At 56.1% G+C, this 24,269-nt stretch carries 18 protein-coding genes and 1 pseudogene; 9 read left to right on the top strand and 10 right to left on the bottom strand.

The window, feature by feature from the left end; genetic code table 11:
- Positions 1–5 precede the first annotated feature (5 nt).
- From NDJ82_RS08865 to tnpC, 6 genes are all read left to right on the top strand, one after another.
- Positions 6–719 carry a DUF1190 domain-containing protein gene (locus NDJ82_RS08865; RefSeq protein ID WP_191959227.1) on the top strand — a complete coding sequence of 238 codons (714 nt, stop codon included), beginning with the start codon at positions 6–8 and terminating at the stop codon, positions 717–719.
- 12 nt (positions 720–731) lie between these two features.
- Complete coding sequence (locus NDJ82_RS08860) at positions 732–1,889, top strand: glutathionylspermidine synthase family protein (protein WP_158879369.1); 1,158 nt, start codon at positions 732–734, stop codon at positions 1,887–1,889.
- A gap of 331 nt (positions 1,890–2,220) precedes the next feature.
- Entirely contained in the window at positions 2,221–2,457 is a 237-nt protein-coding gene (locus NDJ82_RS08855; RefSeq protein WP_250925326.1) for a hypothetical protein, read from the top strand.
- A 316-nt stretch (positions 2,458–2,773) separates the two neighbouring features.
- Positions 2,774–3,106, top strand: coding sequence for an IS66-like element accessory protein TnpA (gene tnpA / locus NDJ82_RS08850; RefSeq protein ID WP_065925101.1), 333 nt, complete (start codon positions 2,774–2,776; stop codon positions 3,104–3,106).
- Positions 3,103–3,438: an IS66 family insertion sequence element accessory protein TnpB gene (gene tnpB, locus NDJ82_RS08845; protein ID WP_250925277.1), complete on the top strand. Its 336-nt coding sequence runs from the start codon at positions 3,103–3,105 to the stop codon at positions 3,436–3,438. Before tnpA ends, tnpB begins: the two co-directional genes overlap by 4 nt.
- Positions 3,439–3,519: 81 nt before the next feature.
- Positions 3,520–5,046 carry an IS66 family transposase gene (gene tnpC / locus NDJ82_RS08840; protein ID WP_250925276.1) on the top strand — a complete coding sequence of 509 codons (1,527 nt, stop codon included), beginning with the start codon at positions 3,520–3,522 and terminating at the stop codon, positions 5,044–5,046.
- A 128-nt stretch (positions 5,047–5,174) separates the two neighbouring features.
- Here tnpC and NDJ82_RS08835 read toward each other — a convergent pair whose 3' ends face one another.
- Entirely contained in the window at positions 5,175–6,905 is a 1,731-nt protein-coding gene (locus NDJ82_RS08835; RefSeq protein ID WP_250925325.1) for a DUF6119 family protein, read from the bottom strand.
- Between the two features lie 593 nt (positions 6,906–7,498).
- Between NDJ82_RS08835 and hhe the strand changes: the two genes are divergently transcribed.
- The 3 genes and pseudogenes from hhe to NDJ82_RS08820 all read left to right on the top strand — a co-directional run.
- The gene (hhe, locus tag NDJ82_RS08830) at positions 7,499–13,243 is read left to right on the top strand and encodes a DUF4011 domain-containing anti-phage protein Hhe (RefSeq protein ID WP_250925324.1); all 5,745 of its coding nucleotides are present in this window, start codon (positions 7,499–7,501) and stop codon (positions 13,241–13,243) included.
- Positions 13,244–13,288: 45 nt separating this feature from the next.
- Positions 13,289–14,377, top strand: coding sequence for a DUF4236 domain-containing protein (locus NDJ82_RS08825; RefSeq protein WP_077431196.1), 1,089 nt, complete (start codon positions 13,289–13,291; stop codon positions 14,375–14,377).
- A gap of 1,049 nt (positions 14,378–15,426) precedes the next feature.
- Positions 15,427–15,873: pseudogene (locus NDJ82_RS08820) on the top strand (integrase domain-containing protein); the annotation flags it as partial.
- 98 nt (positions 15,874–15,971) lie between these two features.
- On the opposite strand, the gene NDJ82_RS08815 reads toward NDJ82_RS08820, so the two are convergent.
- The 9 genes from NDJ82_RS08815 to NDJ82_RS08775 form a co-directional block, all read right to left on the bottom strand.
- Positions 15,972–16,289: a hypothetical protein gene (locus NDJ82_RS08815; RefSeq protein ID WP_223556499.1), complete on the bottom strand. Its 318-nt coding sequence runs from the start codon at positions 16,287–16,289 to the stop codon at positions 15,972–15,974.
- A 229-nt stretch (positions 16,290–16,518) separates the two neighbouring features.
- Positions 16,519–17,724, bottom strand: a complete 1,206-nt coding sequence (locus tag NDJ82_RS08810) for a tyrosine-type recombinase/integrase (RefSeq protein WP_250925323.1) — start codon at positions 17,722–17,724, stop codon at positions 16,519–16,521.
- A 359-nt stretch (positions 17,725–18,083) separates the two neighbouring features.
- Entirely contained in the window at positions 18,084–18,860 is a 777-nt protein-coding gene (locus NDJ82_RS08805) for a LexA family transcriptional regulator (RefSeq protein ID WP_158879371.1), read from the bottom strand.
- A 214-nt stretch (positions 18,861–19,074) separates the two neighbouring features.
- Positions 19,075–19,602, bottom strand: coding sequence for an inorganic diphosphatase (gene ppa, locus NDJ82_RS08800; RefSeq protein WP_003176323.1), 528 nt, complete (start codon positions 19,600–19,602; stop codon positions 19,075–19,077).
- Positions 19,603–19,710: 108 nt separating this feature from the next.
- Positions 19,711–20,526: a M90 family metallopeptidase gene (locus tag NDJ82_RS08795; RefSeq protein WP_250925322.1), complete on the bottom strand. Its 816-nt coding sequence runs from the start codon at positions 20,524–20,526 to the stop codon at positions 19,711–19,713.
- Between the two features lie 6 nt (positions 20,527–20,532).
- A complete protein-coding gene (locus NDJ82_RS08790) occupies positions 20,533–21,189 on the bottom strand; it encodes a DedA family protein (RefSeq protein WP_112196854.1) in 657 nt (218 codons plus the stop codon).
- Positions 21,190–21,469: 280 nt separating this feature from the next.
- Positions 21,470–21,928: a GNAT family N-acetyltransferase gene (locus NDJ82_RS08785; RefSeq protein ID WP_017528964.1), complete on the bottom strand. Its 459-nt coding sequence runs from the start codon at positions 21,926–21,928 to the stop codon at positions 21,470–21,472.
- Positions 21,929–22,020: 92 nt separating this feature from the next.
- Positions 22,021–22,854 carry an ethanolamine ammonia-lyase subunit EutC gene (gene eutC, locus NDJ82_RS08780; RefSeq protein ID WP_158879373.1) on the bottom strand — a complete coding sequence of 278 codons (834 nt, stop codon included), beginning with the start codon at positions 22,852–22,854 and terminating at the stop codon, positions 22,021–22,023.
- Positions 22,851–24,245: an ethanolamine ammonia-lyase subunit EutB gene (locus tag NDJ82_RS08775; RefSeq protein WP_099584655.1), complete on the bottom strand. Its 1,395-nt coding sequence runs from the start codon at positions 24,243–24,245 to the stop codon at positions 22,851–22,853. The genes eutC and NDJ82_RS08775 overlap by 4 nt, the downstream gene beginning before the upstream one ends.
- Between the last annotated feature and the right edge of the window lie 24 nt (positions 24,246–24,269).

Here is a 24,269-nt window from a genome sequence, read left to right as displayed (position 1 = left end):
TCCCGATGAAACGAAGCAAGTACGTCCAGCTTTCGCTGGCAGCGTCGGTCGCGATGGCGATATCCGGCTGCGGGCCGACCGAAAAAACCTACGATTTGCAGAAGAAGTACAACTTCCAGTCGGTTCAGCAGTGCGCCGATGAAAAACTCCCGGTGGACGTCTGCTCGGACGCCTACATGACGGCCATGGCTGAGCATCGCCGCATTGCGCCGGTGTACGCCAGCCAGGCCGATTGCGATGCCGATTTTGTCGCCGGCTGGTGCCAACTGGACTCCAATGGCCAGTTCATTCCCAAGCTGGGCGGTTTCGAACTGACCGCCGAAGGCCAGGTGACCCAGTCCCAGGTCGATGCCGCCAATGCCCAAGCGGGCGGCTCCCAGGCGAACAGCGGCGGCTCCGGCTTCTCCACCAGCAGCCTGCTGACCGGACTGCTGATCGGCAACATGCTGAGCAACAACCGCAACAGCTACCGCTCCGAGCCGGTGTACCGCTATCGCGATGATCGCGGCGAATACGGCAACTCGACGCTTAATCAGCGTGCGTCCAATGGCGCGACGTTTGGCCGCTCCAACCAGGTCCGCTACGGCAGCAGCAACTACACCAACACGCTGCGCAGTTCCAGCAAGTCCAGCTCCGTTGCGTCGGCCACCTCCCGTGGCGGCTTCGGCAGCAAGGCCAGCGCACGCAGCGGCTGGGGCGGCGGCGGGTCGAGCAGTTAAGGAAGGCGGGCCATGAAGAAGATCCATTGTGCAGAACGTCATGACTGGAAACAGACCGCCGACAGCCTCGGCTTCCTGTTCCACACCATTGACGACGAACCCTACTGGGACGAAAGCGCGTACTACCAGTTCACGCTCAAGCAAATCGAGCACGACCTCGAAGACCCGACCACCGAGATCCACGACATGTGCATGGACCTCGTCGCCCGCGTGGTCCAGAGCGAAGAACTGCTCGAACGCCTGAGCATTCCCGCGCCCTTCTTCGACATGATCAAAACCTCATGGCTCGAAGGCCACCCGCACCTGTACGGGCGCATGGACTTCTCCTACAACGGCACCGGACCTGCCAAGCTGCTGGAACTCAACTACGACACACCGACCAGCCTCTACGAGGCCGCCGCGTTCCAGTGGGGCTGGCTCGAGCAATGCATCGAACGCGGCCTGCTGCCCAAGCATGCCGACCAGTTCAACAGCATCGACACCAAACTGCACCAGGCTTTCGCCCAACTGCAGGTCAACCAGCCGTTCTACTTCGCCTCGATGAAAGGTTCGACCGAAGACAAAGGCACCACCGACTACCTGCGCCTCGTCGCGGAAAAAGTCGGCATCGAATCACGCCATATCGACATCGAAGACATCGGCCTGACCAGCGAAGGCCGCTTCGTCGACCTGGAGGATCGCTGGATTCCGCACCTGTTCAAGCTGCACGCCTGGGAGTTCATTTTCCACGAACCTTTCGGCGCCGCCATTGCCGAGAGTGACACGCAGTTTTTCGAGCCAGCGTGGAAATCGATCCTCTCCAACAAAGGCATCCTGCCGCTGCTGTGGGAGTTCAACAAAGGCCACCCGAATTTGCTCGCGGCCCACCTGGATACCGACCCAGGTAAAGCCGTGCCGAAGGGCTGGGTGCGCAAGCCGTTCTTCTCGCGGGAAGGGGCAAATATCGAACTGCAAACGGCTGATGGGCTGATCGTGAAAGAGGATGGGCCCTACACGGATGCGCCGTTTATCCTTCAAGAGTTCGCACCGCTGCCGCGGTTTGGGGACAGCTATACGCTGATTGGGTCTTGGGTGATTGGTGATCAGGCGGCGGGGATCGGGGTGCGGGAGGACAATAGTTTGATTACCAAGGATTCGAGTCGGTTTTTGCCGCATTTGATATTGGATTGAGGTTGGAGCTTAAAGGGCCAGCAGGGCTGATCCCTTTCATTTGAAGGACGTTTCCGAGAGAATCCCAACCGCATTGCGTCAGCGGGAATGCGTGACTAGGCTGCGATCCGTCACTGCAAATTCAGTGATCGGGTTTAGTCGCCCGGATTCGATTGGCGCATAGGCAATTCATGAGTCAGGCATCTTCGCCTGCATCTTATGGTGGCTGTGCGCAGGGCACCTCCGGGTGCGCCGGGTTTCCAATCGACCGGTCGACTAACCTGCGTACAGCTGCCACCTTTCGTTTAGTCGCGCTTAGTGGCAGCTCCAAATTATCGATTGGAGGTTTGCTATGGATAACGTTGTTTCGGATTCGCCCTCACCGCCTGAGACTAACCCCTTTATTGTCAATGAAGAGCTGAGCTTTGAAGATGCTTGGGTGCGCGTGGCTGAATTGCTGCAGTGTGCGGTAGCGACTTCGCAAGTGCTCGGTGAGCCAATGGCTGCGCCGCAAAGGGCGGTGATGCATTTGGTGGAGATGGCGAAGATGGTGGCGTACCGTGCGGTGGAGTGTATGCAGACTAGCTAACGTTTAGGATTTTCGAGCATTAAAAAGCCGGCTTGTGGTTAGCTTTTAATCGATCTATGTTTTTGAAAAACAATGATTTAGGTGTTTTGGAAAGCGCTCTGATCCCCCCATTTGTTCCCCCACTTTTTTGTGGTTTTTGCACGGCATTTGACCGGCTTTTTTGTCACAAAACCCGTAGCGTCCTCGTTGGGCGTTTGTGCTGGCTACGTTTATCGTAACCGTCCGGCCAACACACCTTCCTGACGCCGTCGCATGAGGCGATGGTGTCCACCTAAATTTAAGTGGACACCATTTTTAGCCTTTTAAGCGGACGCCCATGCCACAAGAACGCCGTTCCTATTCCAAGTCCTTCAAGGCCCAGGTCATTGCCGAGTGCGCACAGGCTGACACCTCGATTGCCAATGTCGCCTTGACCCATAACCTCAACGCCAACCTTGTCCATAAATGGATTCGGGTGCATGCGCAGAAAAACCTGGCACTGCAAACCGCCTTTGTTCCGGTCAAGGCATTGTCGTCGACAGCGGTACCTCAAGTTCTTCCTGCCACGATTCGAATCGAAGTGCCTCATTCAAAAGGCGTAGTCGTGGTGAGCTGGCCGGCAGAAAATGCAGCGGCATGCTCCGCTTTCTTGCGAGACCTGCTGCGATGATTCGCATCGACTCCATCTGGCTCGCCACCGAGCCCATGGACATGCGGGCCGGCACTGAAACCGCGCTGGCGCGGGTCGTAGCGGTGTTCGGTGCGGCGAAGCCGCACTGTGCTTATCTGTTCGCCAACCGCCGCGCCAATCGTATAAAAGTGTTGGTGCATGACGGTGTAGGAATTTGGCTTGCCGCCCGGCGTTTGAATCAAGGACGCTTCTTCTGGCCTGGTGTGCGACACGGCTCCGAAGTTGAGTTGGATGCCGAGCAACTTCAGGCCCTGGTACTCGGCTTACCTTGGCAGCGCGTCGGTGCAGGCGGAATCATTTCAATGCTTTAACACCTGCCATGGCGTGCATACCAGCGCAATTGGCCCATCAGTCTATCGCCGCCATGAACCCTCTCTGGCAAAATCTGCGGCATGACTTCGCATCCGAATCTCGATCAATTAAACCCGGAAGAACTGCGTGCCTTGGCGACGCAGTTGATCCAGCGCGTCGAGACGATGGACAAGCAAATCACCCATCACAAGTCGGTCAACGAGAAGCTGGCCCACGAGATCGCGTTGCTCAAACGCTTCAAATTTTCCAAGCGCAGCGAACAGCTAAGTCCGGATCAAGCCAGCTTGCTCGACGACTTGATCGACACCGATATCGCCGCCATCGAAGCTGAGCTTGAAGCGCTGCAACCCGTGCCTCTCGAAGCCAAAATGCGCCAACAGCCCAAGCGCGCTGCGCTGCCACCGCAGTTTCCTCGCACGCTGATCCATCACGAACCGGAAAACAGCCACTGCCAATGCGGCTGCGCCCTCAAGCGTATCGGCGAAGATGCCAGCGAAAAGCTCGACTACACACCAGGCGTCTTCACTGTCGAGCGCCACATCCGTGGGAAATGGGCCTGTGAACAGTGCGAAACGCTGATCCAGGCGCCGGTACCGGCGCACGTCATCGACAAAGGCATACCGACGGCGGGCCTGCTGGCCCACGTCATGGTGGCCAAGTTTGCCGACCATCTGCCGCTGTATCGGCAGGAGAAAATCTTCGGCCGCGCCGGACTGCCTATCGCTCGCTCGACCTTGGCGCAATGGGTGGGCAACTGCGGCGTGCAATTACAGCCGCTGGTTGATGCGCTGCGCGAAGCCGTGCTGACGCACGGCGTCGTCCACGCCGACGAGACCCCGGTACAGATGCTGACGCCTGGCGCGAAGAAAACTCATCGCGCTTACGTCTGGGCCTATGCCACCAGCCAGTTCTCCGAACTGGCGGCGGTCGTTTACGACTTCAGCCCGAGCCGCGCTGGCGAACATGCCCGAGCCTTCCTTGGCCACTGGAACGGAAAGCTGGTCTGCGACGACTTCGCTGGCTACAAGGCAGGCTTTGAACTGGGCGTCACGGAGATCGGCTGCATGGCCCATGCACGCCGAAAGTTCTTCGACTTGCACGCGACCAACAAGAGCCAGATCGCCGAAAAAGCGCTGCACTACATCGCGGCCTTGTACGAAGTTGAGCGAGAGGTTCGCGAGCTGGAACCAGGTGCCCGGCAGGGAATACGGCAGGAAAAATCGGCACCGATCACCGATGCGCTTCATACATGGATGATTGCCCAGAGGCAGCTTGTGCCTGAGGGATCGGCCATCGCCAAAGCCTTAGATTACAGCCTCAAACGCTGGATAGCGCTGACGCGCTATCTCGATGACGGGGCCGTACCCATTGACAATAATTGGTGCGAGAACCAAATCCGGCCGTGGGCTCTTGGCCGCTCGAACTGGCTGTTCGCGGGCTCGTTACGCAGCGGTAAACGTGCGGCGGCGATCATGAGTTTGATCCAGTCGGCGCGGCTCAACGGGCATGATCCGTATGCTTACTTGAAGGATGTTCTTACACGCCTGCCGACGCAGCGTGCGAGTGAGATTACCGAACTGCTGCCGCACAGGTGGGCGCCCGCTTAATCACGCAAGGTGTGTTGGGCAGACGCTTACCGTTTATCAATTATGGGTGCAGGTTGATTATCTGTGCACCAGTATTTGGCTGGGAGATCATCATCCGTTTAGGTGAAGGAAATGCCGAATTGAAGGGGTTAAGGTGCAACAGGGACCTTATTGGAGCTGGAGGTCGGCTTTTTGGCCTTGATCGTAGGCCGTTTTGACTTGGCCTTTTTCATCGGAGACTTGGGCGTCAATTTCTCGATGATTTCCTTACGGACGTTCATTCCAGTGCGTCTAAGCCTATCGCAGGCGGCCATCAAACTGACCTTACTGAAAAACGGAATGCCGATAGTACCGTCAACATACCTGTGACGCATGATCCCATAAACAACGGTGTACTCGCCCCGATCCACCTCTCGCTTGCGCCCGTCCGGCAGGGTTCCGACGAAGGCAGATCCGCCTTTCGTCGCCGCGACCGTATCCTTTAGCTTTCGGCGAAACTCGCTGTCGGCAACAAAAGCCTCGGCGCTGACGACACCCTGCATCCACAAGTGACTGATCGGCCCAGATGACTCCCCATCTTTAAGATGAATGAAGTGTTTATCGTTTGAATAGAAGTCGCAGGGCTCCAGGTTGGCGGCGACAACGCCTTCCGGATTGATTTTTGTACGATCAAGCTTGATCAGATCTGACCGATTTTTTAACAGGTCTTCGATTAGCTCTTCTTCGTTCAGGCAGTGGGTCGGCCCGATGACTACGATGTCCTCAATACTGTCAAAGTGCTCATCGACCCTGTCCTTGAATTTTTTTGAAATTTTGTACCATTTGCCTGCGAACAATACGTAGTTTGTAGGCGTTGGTGTTGGCAGGGTTGCCTCCCAATTGAGGCAATCATAAACCTTCCATCCGGGCTCAATAGCTCCGGTCTTCAGGTTTTCAGTGCGGATTTTGTGAGAAGTTTTTATCTCCTGAATCGTGTGTGTGCAACCCAGTCGATTAAGCTCGGCGGCGTAATCCTCGATCGAAAGCTTAGTGAATTCAGGCTTGCGGCTGTTGAAGCCCGAATATTGGAGGGCGGCCCCCTCAACGTAGTTTTGGATCTCCGGAGGGGACATATGCAGTAGGCTGATTGAGCCGCTCCGGATGGCTTGAATTTCCTGGAAGAGAAGTCTGTCCAAGCGTCTAAGGCGAGATGGGTTAGTCTCAACTTTGACGTTGTCAAACCAAGCATAGTCTTTCTTATATGCCTTCGATTTGAAGGCATTCAGGATCTCGACGCACTTGCTGTGGAACTGCGACGGCGTGAGGGGAGTGTCCAGGCTGAGGGCATCTTTTCCTGCAACGAATTTGGCGAAAGCGTCGTCTTCGGGCTTGCCTCCTGCAACCCTTGCGAGATCTCGCAGGGTGTCTACCCCGAATTGGCTAAAGTCGGAAAGTTTACTGGCTTGAACCCGCCGCTGAAACGTGACCGCATCCGGAGTCGCGAGGTCGAGACTCAGAAGACTCCCTCGTCTTACAGTATTTAAGGCAACCTTCAGCCCGAATTGATGCACGAAAGCATCCTCGTTCAGCGCGATATGTGCATATCCAAAGCACAGCGCCATCCACCTCTGATTAACGCTCAAGAACAAAATCGCCGCTGAACCACTCGAATGCAGCGCGTCGAAAGGATCGCTGACAAAGCCCTGAAGGAGGCTCAGCCACTCAGGTACAGTGTCGTAGACCTGGCCATAGTAGACGATGCCTTCACCGTCGCCATCCCAGTCCTGATCTTTCAGCGCTCGCGCGCCACCTGGCCCATAGGTGGCGCTGATTGCATCTGCCGGTATTTTTGTAGGCTTGAGTAGCCTGACGGTGATCGAGTTAACAGCGTTCCGTGCCATCTTGGATCTCTACTGAAGCGTCAATGCCAATATCTTGCGGTGGATCAGATTCTGATGGCCGTGATGGCGAATTGCAATTCAGTTTCATGTGTGTCACGTGATCACTGAGACCGACAAATCTTGATTTCCCATCGGTAGATGCCCACGTCGCAAAACCGTGGCGCATTAGCATCCCTTTGTCGATGACGTGCGCCTTCAAAGGGCTCAATCCGTAAGCGTCCGTCCAACATATTTGCGTGGTTAAACAGGCGCCACCTCTGGGGGAGCTGAACGATCAGTTTTTTAGAGGGTAGAAGACGACCTGAAACCAAGCTTTCTAATAAGTGTAGGGGGATTTACTGACCAATCGTCGAGGAAATGGGGATTTGTTCGGCGTCAAGGCACTTTGCCTTTACCTTGCTCCGAGTGCTGGATATTGTGACATCCATCAAACTCCAGGCAGACCGCTGTTTCCCAAGGATGGCATCTCGAGCGCACCGAAAAATCGGCAGCGCCCCTACAAAGCCTCTCTTGTTATCGCGGCCAGCCGAAGCTGAGCATCGGTTTACCGTGCCCAGAAAAACTCATTAGGCAGTTGCCCCAAAAAATTAGCGGTGATCGACGTGAACTCAGGCCCTGAAGCATTGGCTATCCAGCGGTATGAACTTGTTCTGCAATGGATACTGGAACTGGTCCCCGCAGACGGGACGGCCGTTGGCAACAAGTCACTCAGGGACCGGATCGATCGGCGAGCTGAGCTTCAGAATTTTGCCGTCTCTGAGGAAGAGTACTGGAGCCTGCGCGACGAGCTCATTACCCAGGGACTGCTCAATAAAGGCGGCGGCCGGGGAGGGTCGGTTTATCGGTTCGATACCGAGTCCAAGGGACGTTCAAAGTCCATTGATCCAGCGCCTCTTACCGATTGGGATGACCTTGATACCCCCCCAAGCGAGATACCGGAAAGTCTAGAGAAGCTGAGAAGCAGGCTTCTCGACCTCAGCGCCCGCAATCGGCTGCTGAACTTTTCACATGCGCGCTCCAAACGTTTCGTACGGATTATTGATGAGTTGCCGGATCACCTGTTCGATACCTTGGCAGATGAAAAATCCATGCGATTTGCTGCTGTTCCTGAACCAACGGAAAGGCAGCTACTTACCCACGGCTTTTTGAAGCTGGACGAAAAGACAGGCGCAGTTGTTGAGTTAAAGAAACAGCCTACGGCAGAAGTCTGGGCGCAGATCCTTGGTATAGCGACCAGCTATGAGCTACCACTGCCCCCTGAAAGCGGGCAAACAGGTAAGCATTCTGACGACGCGATTCAGACGCTCTATTACCCCGTGGAGATGGAGTCGCGGCTACAGATTCTGTATACCCAGTCGCGATCGGCTCTCGAGGAAACGGGTGCGAACATTCTTTATCTTGCGCTCGGGTTCCTGGAGTGGGATGACTCAGTCGCAGGTAAAGACAGCACCCGCCTAGCGCCGCTGATGCTGGTGCCAGTGAATCTGGAGAAAGGCAAGCTCAATCCTCAAACCGCGACGTTCGAATACCGCGTACATCCTACTGGCGAAGACATTCTTACCAACCTTTCATTACGGGAAAAGCTTCGCGTCGATTTTGGTATCGCGTTACCGCGGATAACCGACGACAGCACGCCCGAGGAATACTTCGAGCGCATTGTTGAAACGGTGCTGAAGGTTAAACCTGACTGGAAGGTTCATCGTTACGCATCGCTTGGCTTGTTCGAGTTTGGCAAGTTGATGATGTATCTCGACCTTGATCCAGGCCGTTGGAAAGACCAATCATTGCTGGATCATGGTCTGGTTAAACGGCTTACGGGAATGGACGGTTTGCCGGCCGATTCGTCAGGAAAACAAGGCGCATTTTGTGTCGAGCATTCAATCGACGACATTGATCAGGTTCACCTGCAGTTTCCTCTAATAGATGACGCTGACAGTTCTCAGCACAGCGCATTGATAGACGTGATTCGCGGGGATGACCTTGTGATCGAGGGGCCGCCCGGTACCGGTAAGTCTCAGACCATCACCAACATGATTGCTGCGGCGCTGGCCCAAGGCAAAAAAGTGTTGTTCGTTGCGGAGAAGCGCGCAGCGCTTGAGGTGGTCAAGACTCGACTGACAAGAGCAGGTTTGGGCGATTTTTGTCTGGAGTTGCATAGCCATAAGAGTCAAAAGAGCGCTGTTATCGACAGCATCCGGCAGCGGATTCAGAACAGCGGTGGCTTTCGCTCGCCCAAGCAGCTGACGGATCTGATTGCCAACTATGAGCGATTGAAGCAGCAACTCAACAAGCACGTGCATCACTTGCATGCCCAGTTCGAAGAGTCGGGGATGAGTGTTCACGAGGTGCTAATGCAAGCAACCCGTTTGCGTGAGGCATTGTCGATTAAACCTGCCGATCTGCATCCGCAGTCGGAGGCGCGAATCGATAAAACGCATTTGCAGGAGCAGGCCGGCTTTTATGCACACATCTATCGCAAGACGGCTGAGGAAGCTGGTCACACTGGCAAACTTGAAACGCATCCGTGGTTTGGTAGCACAAAAACTCGCGTGACTGGTGCTGAGCGCTCCGCACTTCTAGAAAATCTCTCTCTGGCTCAGCAGGCGCTGAATCGTCTCGCTGCTCTTCGTCCTCAATTAGCAGAACAGCTGCAGGTATCTGTTCTGGAAACCTACAGCCCAGATCAGCTGCGAGGCTTAGCAGCTTCAATTCCGGTACTTGCATTACCTAAAGGTGATGAGGACTGGGATCTGTTGGGACGACTGGATATCGAGTCCTGTGAGGCACTGAAACTGTGGCTGCAAGGTATGGACTCCTTGTTGGACGAGCAAGGCGTACTAGCTCGATCGTTGCGCGCGGATGTTATTGGCTCTGGGCAAGCGATAGCCTCTATCAAAAAAGCCTGTGCGGCCATACGTCTGCATAACGGCGATGAGGCCCTATCCCTCAATGCCTTGCTGGATGTGATCGAAGAGGCTGAGGAGTTACTGGAACTGGCCCCACGCGTTCAAATGCTAATTCGGCTGTTAGCGGAAGGGGCTGCGGTTCAAGGCTTGCGAAGCGATTTTATCGGTATTGAGCAAGTGGTGCTCTTTCTGCAAATGCTCGCGGCGATGCCTGAGGATTTGGCATTTCTTCGCCATAAACGCTTCGAAGACGAGACCTTGGACGGATTGCTCGTAGAGTTGGACAACGACATTCCGGTCATCAGGCAGTTGCAGGAGCAGGCTGCGCACCATTTCACTCTAGATCGATTGCCTGGTCATACACGACTCGAAGACTTGAATCGGGTTCTGGCAGATAAATCACTATTTCGCTGGTTCAAGGGGCAATGGCGTTCTGCTAAAGCCGAGATCTTGGCTATGGCGCGACCAGGGCTCAAGTTGAACCAGCTTCTGGTGGTCTTGCCAGATGTCATCGCTTATCTGAAAAAACACAGTCAACTCAATGAAAGCAAAGTGCTCACCGAAAAGCTGGGTGAGCACTTCCAAGGGCTTGATACTCCGATCGACGCACTCAAGCGCTTGCGGGGTTGGTACAAGTTCCTGCGTACAGAATGCGGACGTGGATTCGGTGCAAAAGTATGGGTTGCGGAGTACCTGCTTAAGGTAGATGGGGCGCTACTGGCCGGCATTTCGAGCGATAGCGCAGAGCTCGAGCCCTATCTGTTGGATGTTCTGGAGCATCGACTGGACCTGGAAGAACTGTTGCCTTTTGACAGTCATGATTTGCGTTCGGAAGATTTGCTCGCCCCAGAGGGCCTGTATGCTCGCCTTATCAACGACATCGGAACCGCGCTACGTTCTTTGTTACCCGTAATCAGCGAAGAGAAGCCCACGATGGGGCAATTGCTGCAGCTGATTCAGGCGGTGGAAAGTTGGCAGGCCCGCTCGGCAGCACTGCAAAGCGACTCGGTGCTACAAACCTGTTTGCTGGGTGAAGAGCTTCCTCGGATAGACAATCTTTCAGCTGCCCGACCTCGCTTGACGACTTGGCGGCATACCGTTGCCTTCGTTCAGCCCATTTTGGCGTTGCCGATTCGGGATATTCTCATTCCGCAGTTGACCGCGTGCACGCCCAAAGAAGCCGAGGCACTAATTCTTCATTGGCATCAAGAAGGTGCGTCGCTCGCGCTTGCTGTAAAGGCCTGGGAGCAGTCATTGGAAGCGTTTTTCCAAGGTGCTGCGGTTATTACCGGTCAGTGGTGGCAGTCAATTGAGAAAGCAGATTTTGAGCCCATGGCCAGTCGTCTGGCCTGGGCCGCTCAGAACCCCGATCTGCTCGACCATTGGTTCGAGTACCGCCGTTTGCGTTCGCACTTGGTTGAGCTGGGGTTCGAGACTGTCGTCGAAGCAATCGAAACGCAGAACCTGGTTTCTGAGCGCTGCATCGATGCCTGTCTGCTCGGGCTTCTTGACAGCTGGGCCGTGCAAATCCTTGAGTTTGATCCTGCGCTGGGGCAGTTTTCGGGCAAAGAGCAGGAGGCCATTCGCGCTCGGTTCGCTGATATCGATGAGCAGCTCAAGCATCTTCAACGTGAACAAGTTTCGTCACGTATCAGTCAGAACAAAATTCCTGTCGGAAATAGTCAAGGTGCGGTCAGAGACTTTACGCAATTGGCCTTGCTGCAGCGCGAGGCTGAGAAAAAGACACGGCATGTCCCGATCCGTAGCCTGATGAACCGTGCAGCTGAAGCGCTGCAAGGCCTCAAACCCTGCTTCATGATGTCGCCAATGGCTGTCGCTCAATACTTGCCGGCAGGGCACGTCGAGTTCGATTTGGTCGTAATGGATGAAGCATCCCAAATGCGCCCGGAAGAAGCATTGGGTAGCATCGCACGGGGTAAACAGCTAGTGGTCGTGGGTGACCCGAAACAGCTGCCGCCGACGAACTTCTTTTCCCGCAATGGTGGCGATTCGGATACCGATGAAGCTGATGTTTCATTGGCCGAGGACTCGGAAAGCATTTTGGAAGCCGCCATGCCGCTGTTCAAACTGCGACGTCTGCGTTGGCACTACCGTTCCCGTCACGAGAGCCTGATTGCCTTCTCCAACAAAGCGTTCTATGAAAGCAATCTGGTGGTGTACCCATCACCGCACCGTGAGTCCGCAGAGTTCGGCGTCAAGTTTGTCAGAGTGCCCCGCGGGCGTTTTGTCGAACAACGCAACATTGAAGAGGCCGAGGTTGTCGCCAAGGCCATTGAGCACCACGTAATTCACCGCCCTGATGAGTCGCTGGGCGTGGTGGCTATGAACGTCAAACAGGCTGATCAGATCGAGCGGATGCTTGAACAGCTGGCCAAACAAAGCCCGCAACTGCAAGTCGCATTGGACCGTAATCAAAGTCAGGATGAGCCACTGTTCATCAAGAACCTGGAAAACGTCCAGGGCGATGAGCGAGATGTTATTTACATCTCCGGTACCTACGGCCCTATGGAGGTAGGCGGTACCGTCCCTCAGCGTTTTGGCCCGATTAACGGTGCCAGCGGATGGCGACGTTTGAACGTGCTGTATACCCGCTCCAAGAAGCGCATGCAGGTGTTCTCCTCGTTTAGCTCGACCGACGTAGTGGTGACCGGTACTTCCAGCAGAGGCGTGCAGGCACTGCGTGACTTTCTGCATTTCGCTGAGTCCGGTCGCATGCCGCACATCAAAGAGTCTGAACGTGCTCCCGACAGTGATTTCGAGGTGGCTGTCATTGAGATGCTGTCTCGTCATGGCTATCAATGCGAGCCCCAGGTTGGTGTTGCTGGTTTCTTCATTGATCTGGCGGTACGTGATCCAGGGCAGCCCGGTCGCTACCTGATGGGGATTGAATGCGACGGTGCGGCATATCATTCGGCCAAGTCAGCGCGTGACCGTGATCGTCTGCGTCAAAGCGTGTTGGAGCAATTGGGCTGGAATATTCGCCGCATTTGGTCGGTGGACTGGTTCCGTAATGCCCGTGTGCAAATCGAACCCATCCTTCAGGAGCTTGCGCGGTTGCGAACCGAGCCAGCTGTAGAGGTCGAGGGGATGAGTACGGAATCTGAAGAGGTTTCGATCCAGCAAGTGGCAGATGAGCAGAGCGAGCACGCTGAGCGTATTACCCTTGAGGGTAACTACAGCCTGCGAGAGAAGTTGGTCTGGCTTGAAGAGAATGTGATCCGGCCGAATTTGCCAGAGATTCCTGTTAACCAGCGGCTATTGAGGCCAGCGATGTTGGAAGCATTGCTTGAGTTTCTTCCTGCAGACCGTATCGAATTTCAGCAGATGATTCCTGGGTATTTGCGTAATGGTACCCATGGTGCGGAAGGGCGGTATATCGACGATGTATTGCTTGTGATTGGCGAGCAGTGAGTCAGCGCCTAACAGTGGATGTTCAAGCTGTATCAAGGAATGTTAATGGGATTCTATATTCGTAAGAGCGTCAGAGTAGGGCTGTTTCGTTTCAATCTGTCCCAGCAGGGTGTGGGCGTTTCGGTGGGATTGAAAGGCCTACGCATCGGGACCGGACCTCGAGGCAATTACGTTCATATGGGGCGGGGAGGCCTGTACTACCGGGCTACCGTACCAAGGACCAACGATAAGCCGCCTTTTTTGCCTCACGTTGAAACTACGGTAATACCTGAGGGCACTCACGCCCCTTTAGTCGAGATCGAGTCCGCGGATGCTTCGCAAATCGTGGATTCATCCTCACGTGATTTGCTCGATGAAATGAATGCGAAGCAGGCAAGATGGCGGCTTTGGCCATGGGTTGGTGTCCTAGGAATCCTCGTAGTATTTCTTGGCCTGCGTAATGGTTGGTCCATTGGGACTATGTGGGGTGCGCTTATCCTCGGTTCAGTCCTAACAATTGCCTCTGCAGTACGCGATACGATGGCTAAGACGGTTGTACTGTTTTACGATTTTGACGCCGAGATGGAAGAAGCTTACGAAGCACTGCACAGCAGTGGCCAGCAGGTTTCGGCAGCAGATGCGGCCTGGCATATTGAGGCCGAAGGCGCCGTTCATGATCGTAAGTATCACGCTGGTGCGAGCAATCTTGTACGTCGGAAAAAAACGACTATTGCTCGGTCTTCACCACCTTATGTAAAAACCAATATAGAAACTATCTCCATGGTTGTTGGGCGCCAAACGCTGCATTTCTTCCCTGATCGTGTATTGATTTATGACGAGAAAAGTGTGGGCGCGGTTAGCTATCGAGAGCTGCAGTTGCAGGTCAATGCGAAGCGGTTTATTGAAAGTGCTTCGCTTCCCAGGGATGCCACGGTAGTCGACAGGACGTGGCAATTTGTTAACAAGAAGGGCGGCCCTGATCGTAGATTCAAAAACAATCGTGAACTCCCTGTTTGTCTTTACGATGAATTGAAGTTGTCTAGCACCACGGGTCTGAATGAGGTCGTACAAATCTCGCGAAATGGTGTGGGAGAGGCTTTTGCCAAGGCGATTCTCGACCTTGCACGGGTTATGCCTTCTGAGCGAGTAAGCTGAGGCAACCTAGTTCCTCGTATTCGTACCCGAGTTTCACGCATGTATGGAATGTTGATTTGGTCAGTAGCTCGCTAACTAATTCAGCATCTACCTGTGACGATCACCACCCTAAAAATAGCCGTGGCGCATCCAAATGTGGGTAAGCCTGTGAGAACACCGCAGTCCGCTCCTCCATGCGGGTCCATCCAAGCGGGGCTGCAAAGCCGCCCTGCTTGGATGGACCTCACTTAAAAAATCTAAAGCCCACGCAACTGTCTGTGGAAAACCACTGATTTCCACCGGTGGATAATTTCATCCACAGCCGCAGAGCTCTCGAAAATTCGAGCCTTGACCCGAATTATCCACAGGCGTAGAAAAGATCGGGCAAAGCGCTGTCGTTGACAGCAACCCAGGTAGCCCGAACCTTCAAGGCTACGCCACACCGTGGTGGTTCACCCCAAGTGCGATTAGCGTCCGGCGGCTCGCACGGTCACAGCGATGTGATGGATGCCTACTTCCACCCGAGTGCCCACTGCGGCAACTCATACCCTTTTATAGCTGCCCTGCAGCAATCTATTCGCTTGGCCATTTCCTTGCGCCAACCTGCGCCCGTCTCTTTCTTCCGGAAAGAGACGGGCGCTCGTACCGCTGCTGCAGCCCAACTCTTACACGGCTTTGCGGCATTCCCCCTCGTGACAATCGGCGTGACAAACACCGAAGTCGCCAGCAACAGCGATGCAGATGATGGTACCGCAGCCCACGGAATGGACTGCACCTGACTGACAGTCAGGCATGCCCCGGTCATCGCTTCACTGCCTTCACCCGACTCAGGATCTCGCGGCGCAGGTCTCGTCACCCAGCGCAGCCTCCACCCGCCCACGTCTTCGGAAGTGTTCAGGAGGCCAGATCATGAGATGCCCAAGCTCCCGGTCGTAAAGAGCCGTCAGTCCCGCGTTAGTGGACAACCCCCACAGGTCGCAGGGGCCTTGATCCCTGATAACACTCAACATTTTTTGGCGGGGTGACGTGGGGAAAATTTTAAAAGTTTTGGCTTCGAGAAGAGTTTGATCATGACATTGGTAGGTAGGCGGGATGGGCGCAATTTTGGCTATGGTCGGCAACTGAGCTATGCCGGGCCGCAGGCATTGCGCGATCTATTTGGCGGCGGGCATTACGGCACGGTCAAAGCACACAGTAATCGCTGGCAGGCGTTTGTACGCTGGTGTCGGTCGGAGGAAGGGCCGGGGTTTAACGATGCTCGGTTAATTGATCGGCAGGCGTTACTGGATTACGCCGGCCATCTCCGAAACCAAGTTGAACAAGGTTCCTTGGCCATCGCGACCGCACAAAACCGGCTGTCCAGCGTAAACCGAACCCTCGCCGTGCTTCGCGGTGATCAGTCTGTGAAGGTGTCGAGTCTGAGCAAGGCTTTAGGACTGCAGCGCACAATCGTCCGCACAGCATCCCCGCAAGGCCAGGATCGTGAACAGGTTAAGCGGATCGTCGAGGTGCTCTGCGGCTTACGCTGTTTTTCGGAGTCACGCTGAAGCGTTGGTCCATACCATCTAAATCCCCCAGATCAAAAAATGAACTGAGGGAATTCAGCATGTTGGTATTAACGGGGATAGTCCTTCGACAAGGCTGCGTAATTAGCATGAATCCAAGCTTGAACTTTAGCGCGTCCCTGCGTTGTACCCGGAAGCTTTTCATGAATCATCCATTCCACGATTAGGAGGCTTTTGAGCGTGTTGTTGTTATCTTTCCAGCCAATTGAGTTGATCATGTCGACCACCTCATATTTTTCTTTTCTGCTGAAACGGTCAGCATCTTCGACAGTCTTTTTTGGATCGTCCCCTTTCACAGCCGTTTCGCTATAGTCGGTGTAGTAGAGATTGCTGGGTTTGATCTTGATTAGCATGTTTGAGGTGGTCATTTGCAATGCGCCGAGGTATGCCCGCGAATTGGGGCAGTATTGAACTGATGGCACTGGATCCAATTTTCAAGTGGGCTGACGCTTGGGCTTGTTACAAAATGCTTCGGTGACTGCATTGTTTATCGCGCGCAACGTGCATTTACGATTGCCGTCACGCACTGTCACCCTCTTCCAATCTACGTTATGCAGCAGTCCACAATCCTGCTCACTCTGAGCCTTCTGGCCTGTATTAAGTCTTCTCGGAGGTGGCGTACCGCGCCCACAGCTCCATCAGCTCACGACGCTTATCGAAGAAGTCAGAACGGGAATACGCGCTTTCGGTCTCCCCGCGCTCATCATGAGCCAGCGCTAGTTCACAAATTTCTCTGGGAATGCTGGTCTGCTCGCCTGCCCAGTCGCGGAAGGTCGAACGAAACCCGTGGCGAGTGATGCTTTCATAGCCGAGCCCATGCAGGAGGTTACGAATCCCGTTGGCATGCATCACGCCGCTGCGGCCGCGCCCCGGAAACACGTAAGGGCTCTCGCGGGCGAGCTTGGGAAGACCCTTCAACATTGAGATGACCTCGGGTGCGAGCGGGATCGCGAAAGCCTGGCGTGTTTTCATTCGTTCGTCGGGTAAAGACCAGCGACCAGTCTCAAGGTCGAATTCGTCCCAGCGTGCGAATCGGACCATATGCGAACGGGCGCCAGTTAGGATCAACAATTGAGCCGCGACTGAAACGTGGCTGGGATCCTTGTGCAATATATCCATAAGCTTCGGTAGGTCCTGCCATTTCAATGCAGGATGGTGCTGGCGTTTGCGAGCTTTTTTCTTCTCGTGACGACTGAGCAGATTTTCCAGATGACCGCGCCAGCGAGCCGGATTCTCGCCTGTCCGAAGTCCTTGCGCTCTAGCAGCATCGAGGATCTGTTCGATTTGCCCACGAACCTCGTCAGCCGTCCGCGTTTTGGTTGACCATAGTGGCTGCAGGGTCTTGATCAGATGTTTGGTCTCGATCTGATCAGCTGACAGCTTCCCTATTGTAGGGAAAGCATAGAGCTCGAGTTTTCTCAACCAGCCCTTGCGCCATTTCTTCGACCAGCTCGATCCATGGGCATCTCGGTAGTCGGTTGCCAATTTCTCGAAGGTAATCAGCTGCGCCAGTTCCCGGCGTGTGGCTTCCCGCTGAGCGGCTTGTTCAGCCTGTCGTTTCGCGAGTGGATCAGTGCCGTTGAGGATATGGACTTTATTTTCATAGGCGGCTGCGCGGGCTTTTTTCAGGTCGAGTTGAGGGTAGCTCCCCAGACCCATCTCCCTGCGTTTGCCATTCAATTGAAAACGGAGTACCCAGGTTTTTCGTCCTGAAGGTTTCAACAAAAGACGAAGCCCATCACCGTCTTCGTACGTCCCAGCCTCGACCAAATTTTTGACTTGATTGGCGGTCAGTTTGCCCATTTTTTCGCCCTCTGTTCCCCCACTTGTTCCCCCACTTACGGGTGGAACGCCTCGGATCAAAACGGAAGTCACAGGAACGAAAATAGGCTGAAACCCTTGATCTAGCAAGGCTCTCGCGGTTTTCAGTAGATGAGAGTAGTTTTCAAAAAGACATTAAAAAGCCGGCTTGTGGCCGGCTTCTCGGGGACTGCCTCAGCTTGTTTTTGACAAACCTCAGCAGCCTTCAAATCGCTCAGCCCACATTGCGTCGGGCTGAATAGTAGGGGCATCCGCGGGAACTCCTCCGCTTCGCCGAGCAAGGTGAATAGCCGTAAAGCCACCCCCTGCCAAATGTGCGGCGCATCATACCCACATTCACGTCAATTGCCCACCTCCGGTTCCGATTTAGAGCCTTCCCAGCCCAAAAGATGCTCATCCAGCGGCACCGGCGGGCGGCGGTTGTTGAGGGTGGACCACCAGAATACCCAGCCGACGATTTTGAAGTTCTGCTCGAACCGTTCTTCATGGTTCAGGTATTCATCCGGGTGTTCGCCGGCGTTGTGGCTACGCATGCGCAGGCCGCCGCCGGGGCGGTTGTAGAGGTATTTGATGCGCAGCATGCCGTCGTGTTCGACGGCGTAGATTTCGCCGTCGATGATCTGGGTGCGGCCTTTGTCGATGGCGAGGGTGGAGCCTTGTTGGATGATGTCGATCATGCTGTTGTCGACCATGTAGGCGCCTACCGCGCGGTCGGGGTTTACGTTGAGGGTTTCGAGGGTGTACAGGGCGACACGGATGCGTTGGGTTGAGGTGAAGGTGGGGTGGAGGGGAATCTCCACGTCGATTTTTTCCGGTGGGCAGGCGGGGCCTGTGAGGTATTTGCCGCTTCCTTCGCGGGTGGTGGGCAGTCCTTTGCGTGTTTCCGGGCCTTCGAGCAGGAAGTTGGCCGGAGGGTGTTTGGGGCCTTCACCGTTGCGCAGCCAACGGCTGGAGACGCAGAGCAGTTCTGCGATCTCGTTGAGTCGGCCCATGGGTACGCCGCGCTTGAACCAGTTGTTCACGTGTTGAGGCGTGACACCGCGGTTCTTGGCGAAGTCTGAAGCGGAAAGATGAACTTCCCGCAATAGCGCTTTTAAACGATCACCTGATGTATTCATAAACGCAGAGTTTACTGGCCGAAAAAACTAATCAAATAAACCATGCGTTGAATTGCACGTGTAGGTTTTTACTTAGTTGTAGTCGGATCTTTCGGTAGGAGCACTTAGTTGAACGCTGCGTACTAACTGTTGAACTTGTTGTTTAATTTTTCCCACAAAAAAAGCCCCGAATGATCGGAGCTTTTTTGATTGCCGGGGCAATGATGAGTCAGTGTCAGCCTTTGTAGGCAGCGACCGACTTCATGATCTCGGCGCGGGCGGCGTCTGCGTTGCCCCAACCGTCGATCTTCACCCATTTGCCTTTTTCGAGGTCTTTGTAGTTCTCGAAGAAGTGCTTGATCTGTTCCAGCAGCAGTGGCGGCAGGTCAGTGTATTCCTTCACGTCCACGTACAGCTGGGACAGCTTGTCGTGGGGTACCGCGATAACTTTGGCATCGCCGCCGCCGTCGTCGGTCATGTTCAGGATGCCGACTGGGCGAGCGCGGATAACCGAACCTGGGGTAACCGGGTAAGGGGTTACGACCAGCACGTCGAGGGGGTCACCGTCGTCAGCCAGGGTGTTCGGGATAAAACCGTAGTTGGCCGGGTAGAACATCGGGGTGGCCATGAAACGGTCAACGAACAGGCAGTCGCTGTCTTTGTCGATTTCGTATTTGATCGGCGCGTGGTTGGCCGGAATTTCGATGGCGACGTAGATGTCGTTCGGCAGGTCTTTGCCAGCCGGAATCTTGCTGTAGCTCATTGGGCGTTGCCCCCGTAGTTGGCCATATGACATGGCCGGATTGGCCTAAAAGTGGCGGCGATTATAGGCATATTCTGACGGCGATGCCATGCGCCAGACGTCGTACGGTCATTCGTCTTGCGGCTGATAACGCGGGTCGTGGGCTTGCAGCCGGGTCAGGCGGGCCAAGGGATCCTGGCGGTAAAAGCGGCTGAGTTGGGCGTATACCTGTGGATAGGTGCTGACCAGTAAATCCGGGGCGCTGAAAAAATATTCACTGGTGACGGCAAAGAATTCCGCCGGATTTTCCGCGGCGTAGGGGTCGATCTCGGTCTCGGCATCCGGGTTGGCGTCCAGTTGGCGATTCAGGTCGTCGTAAGCGCCCTGCATCACGCAGGCCCACTCCTGCACGCGCATGTCGCTGTGCAGGGGCGGCAGGCCATTGGCGTCGCCGTTGAGCATGTCGAGTTTGTGCGCCAGTTCGTGGATTACCAGGTTGTAGCCTTCCCACTGGCCGCTGGCGAGCACGCCGGGCCAGGCGAGGATCACCGGGCCTTGTTGCCAGGCTTCGCCGCTGTGTTCGCCGTCCCACTCGTGTTCGATGCCGCTGCTGTCACGATGGCGCTGGGGGCTGAGGAAATCGTCGGGGTACAGCACGATTTCGTGGAAGCCCTGGTACCAGTCGAGGTCGCCGAGGTTCATCAGCGGCAATTGCGCCTGGGCGGCCAGCAGCAGGCGTTGTTCCTGGTGCAGTTCGACGCCGGGCAGGGCGGTCAGGTGTTTTTCGGCGAGGAACACCACGCAGGCTTCGCGCAGCCACTGGTCCTGCTTGGCGCTGATGCCGTCGAGGAAGGTCAGGTGGTGGCGCACCCGCTGCCAGGTGTCATCGGCAATCGGGTGCTTGGCCAGCAGGCGCCGGCGACGCCAGGCGCTGAGGGACCACATCGCAGGTCAGTGCGGCTTGGCTTCGGAGGAGGTGCGGCCAAAACGGCTGCGGAACACCCCGATGATCATCGGCACCAGGGACAGCAGGATGATGAACACCACCAGCAGCGACAGGTTTTTCTTGATAAATGGTACGTTGCCGAAGAAGTAGCCCAGGGTCACCAGGCCGCCGACCCAGAGGATGGTGCCCAGTACGCTGAAACCGAAAAAGCGCGGGTAGGGCATTCTCGCGATGCCGGCGACGAACGGCGCAAAGGTGCGCAGGATCGGCAGGAAGCGCGCCAGGGTTACGGTTTTGCCGCCGTGTCTGTCGTAGAAGTCGTGGGTTTTTTGCAGGTAATCGCGGCGGAAGATCTTCGAGTTCGGGTTGCTGAACAAGCGTTCTCCGGCAGTTCGCCCGATCACGTAGTTGGTGCTGTCGCCGAGGATCGCCGCCAGCATCAACAGGCCGCCCAGTAAGACCGGGTCCATGCCGCCACCTGCAGCGATGGCGCCGGCGATAAACAACAGGGAATCACCCGGCAGGAACGGCATGACCACCAGGCCGGTTTCGCAAAAAATCACCAGAAACAGAATGGCGTAGATCCACGGACCGTAATTGGTTACCAGCAGGTCGAGGTAGACGTCGAGATGCAGGATAAGGTCGAGCGGGTTGAAATCCATGGATGGCACCTGTGTGAATAGCCCGGCTCAGCAGGCTTGTGCGGAAGCTCGGGTTAATAAGGCTACAAGTGTATGCCGCATTTCTTACAACCCTGAAGGGTCCGCATTATACGGATTGAGAGGTGAAAAGCCTGTTGGTTTTGTAGCGGGGGATGTCGCAAAGCCAAATGTGGGAGGGGGCTTGCCCACGATGAGGGCGTGTCAGTTATAAATAGTCTGACTGGTACGCCGCTATCGGGGGCAAGCCCCCTCCCACAATGGGTTTGCAGTGTTTGGGGGCTCAGTCTTCGCTGATCGGCAAGGTGTAGTTCTTGAACTCCGTGTCCTCGCGAAACCCGATCGACTCGTAGGTCTTCTGTGCCACTTCATTGTCACTGCTGGTCGACACCCGCAGCCGCACCGCATGCGTCTCCTTGGCCATCTTCTTCGCCGTGCGCATCAGGTTGTCCGCCACCAGTTGGCGGCGTGCGTCCTCGGCCACATAGATGTCGTTGAGTATCCACACCCGCTTGAGCGACAGCGACGAAAAGCTTGGATACAACTGGCAGAACCCAAGCAATTTTTTGTCATCATCATCGGCCAGCGCCAGGTAGATCACCGATTCCTTGCGGCGCAGGCGCTTTTCCAGGAAGGCCCGCGACGAATCTGGAAAGGGCAGCGCCCCGTAAAACTCGCGGTATTTGACGAACAGCGGGGTCAACAGGTCCAGGTGTTCCAGGGTCGCTTGAGTAATCCGCATGCCAGGCCTCAACTTCCAAATGGGGTATGACCACACGCGCGGCCGTGACTTGATGCTGCCTAAAGACGCCAAAAAGCGCAATCGTGCCGGGATCAGTCCTCGGGTGGGCTGAGCAGGAAATTGCCTTTCATCAGGTCCGGGTCGTCGGATTCGATGGTCTGCACCTGCGCCTCATCCTTGAGGTTGACCCCCGACAGCTGCCGGCGACAGGCCTCTCGCATCAAGTACAGCAGGCGATGGGCCGCCATGCCATAACTCAAGCCTTCCAAGCGCACATTGGAGATGCAATTGCGATACGCATCCGTGAGGCCGACCTTGGGGTTGTAAGTGAAGTACAGCCCCAAACTGTCCGGCGAACTGAGCCCTGGCCGTTCGCCGATCAGGATCACCACCATTTTGGCGCCGAGCAATTGGCCAATCTCATCCGCCACGGCAACGCGGCCCTGTTCCACCAGAATGACGGGCGACAAGGACCACCCTTCGGCGTGGGTCTGTTCCTCCATGCGTGTCAGAAACGGCAGCGTGTGTTTATGCACCGCCAACGCCGAAAGACCATCCGCCACCACCACCGCCAGGTCCACGCCGCCAGGGTTGGCCGCCGCATGGTCGCGCAGGGCCTGGGCTGACTCATCGCTTAAACGTCGCCCCAGGTCCGGGCGTTGCAGGTAGCTGTGCCGGTCACTGGCGGCACTGTGCAGTAACAGGCTGTCGCGTCCGCGTTCGGCCAGTTGGCTGCTGATGCCTGCATGATCGAAGGGCAGGTGCACCGCGTCCCGCGCCTGGGCGTGGGCGAACTGAAAATCGAGCTGGGCGTTAGTGGGAATGCTGGTGCCAGTACGCCCGAGGGCGATGCGCGCCGGGGTCAGGCGGCGCAGTTCCAGCCACGGGTTGTCAGGCAATTCTGGTTGCACGGTCGGCTCCTTCATCCCAATTGCGCCAAGGCTTGGCGAAACGCCGGTGGCAGGCTGTTGCCGAAGCGTACCTTGCCGTCGGCCTGCGTGAAGATGCCCATTTTCGCCAGCCATTGTTCAAACTCCGGCGCCGGTTTTAAACCCAGTGTCTGGCGGGCGTACAGCGCATCGTGGAACGAGGTGGTCTGGTAGTTGAGCATGATGTCGTCGGAGCCGGGGATGCCCATGATGAAGTTGATCCCGGCCACGCCGAGCAGGGTCAGCAGGGTGTCCATGTCGTCCTGGTCGGCTTCGGCGTGGTTGGTGTAGCAGATGTCGCAACCCATCGGCACGCCCAGCAATTTGCCGCAGAAGTGATCTTCGAGGCCGGCGCGGATGATCTGCTTGCCGTTGTACAGGTACTCGGGGCCGATAAACCCGACCACGGTGTTGACCAGAAATGGTTTGAAATGCCGTGCCACGGCATAGGCCCGGGTTTCGCAGGTTTGCTGGTCGACGCCAAAGTGCGCGTTGGCCGACAAGGCGCTGCCCTGGCCGGTTTCGAAATACATCAGGTTCTGGCCCAAGGTGCCACGGTTCAGGCTCAAGCCCGCGTCGTAGCCTTCCTGCAGCACGTTCAGGTTGATGCCGAAACTGGCATTGGCCGCCTCTGTCCCCGCAATGGACTGAAATACCAAATCCAACGGCACGCCCCGGTTGATCGCTTCAATAGAGGTGGTGACGTGGGTCAGCACACAGGCCTGGGTGGGGATTTCGTAGCGCTGGATGATCGCGTCGAGCATCTCCAGCATGGCGCAGATCGAGGCGATGCTGTCGGTGGCCGGGTTGATGCCGATCATGGCGTCGCCGTTGCCATACAGCAGGCCGTCGAGAATGCTGGCGGCGATGCCGGCCGGTTCATCCGTCGGGTGGTTGGGTTGCAGGCGGGTCGACAGGCGCCCGCGCAGGCCCATGGTGCCGCGAAACTGGGTGACTACGCGGATCTTTTGCGCCACCAGTACCAAGTCCTGCACGCGCATGATCTTGGATACGGCCGCGGCCATTTCCGGTGTCAGCCCCGGCGCCAATGCGCGTAGGGAATGTTCGTCGGCCGCATCACTGAGCAGCCAATCGCGCAGCCCGCCGACGGTCAGGTGGCTGACCGCCGCAAACGCCGGTTTATCGTGGGTGTCGATGATCAGCCGGGTGACTTCATCGCTTTCATAGGGGATCAGCGCTTCTTCCAGGAAGTGCTTGAGCGGGATGTTCGCCAGCGCCATTTGCGCCGCGACGCGCTCGCCGTCGTTCTGCGCGGCGACGCCAGCGAGGAAGTCCCCGGAGCGTGCCGGGCTGGCCTTGGCCATCACGTCCTTGAGGCTGTCGAAGCGGTAGGTCTGTGCACCGACCGCGTGGGAAAAGCTTGCCATACAGTGTCTCCTTGACGACGCGAG

Source organism: Pseudomonas sp. SR18, assembly GCF_023701505.1.
Taxonomy (GTDB): Bacteria; Pseudomonadota; Gammaproteobacteria; order Pseudomonadales; family Pseudomonadaceae; genus Aquipseudomonas; species Aquipseudomonas cyclaminis.
The sequence above is the reverse complement of the archived record's forward strand: the minus strand, read 5'-3'. Positions and strand labels throughout refer to the sequence as shown.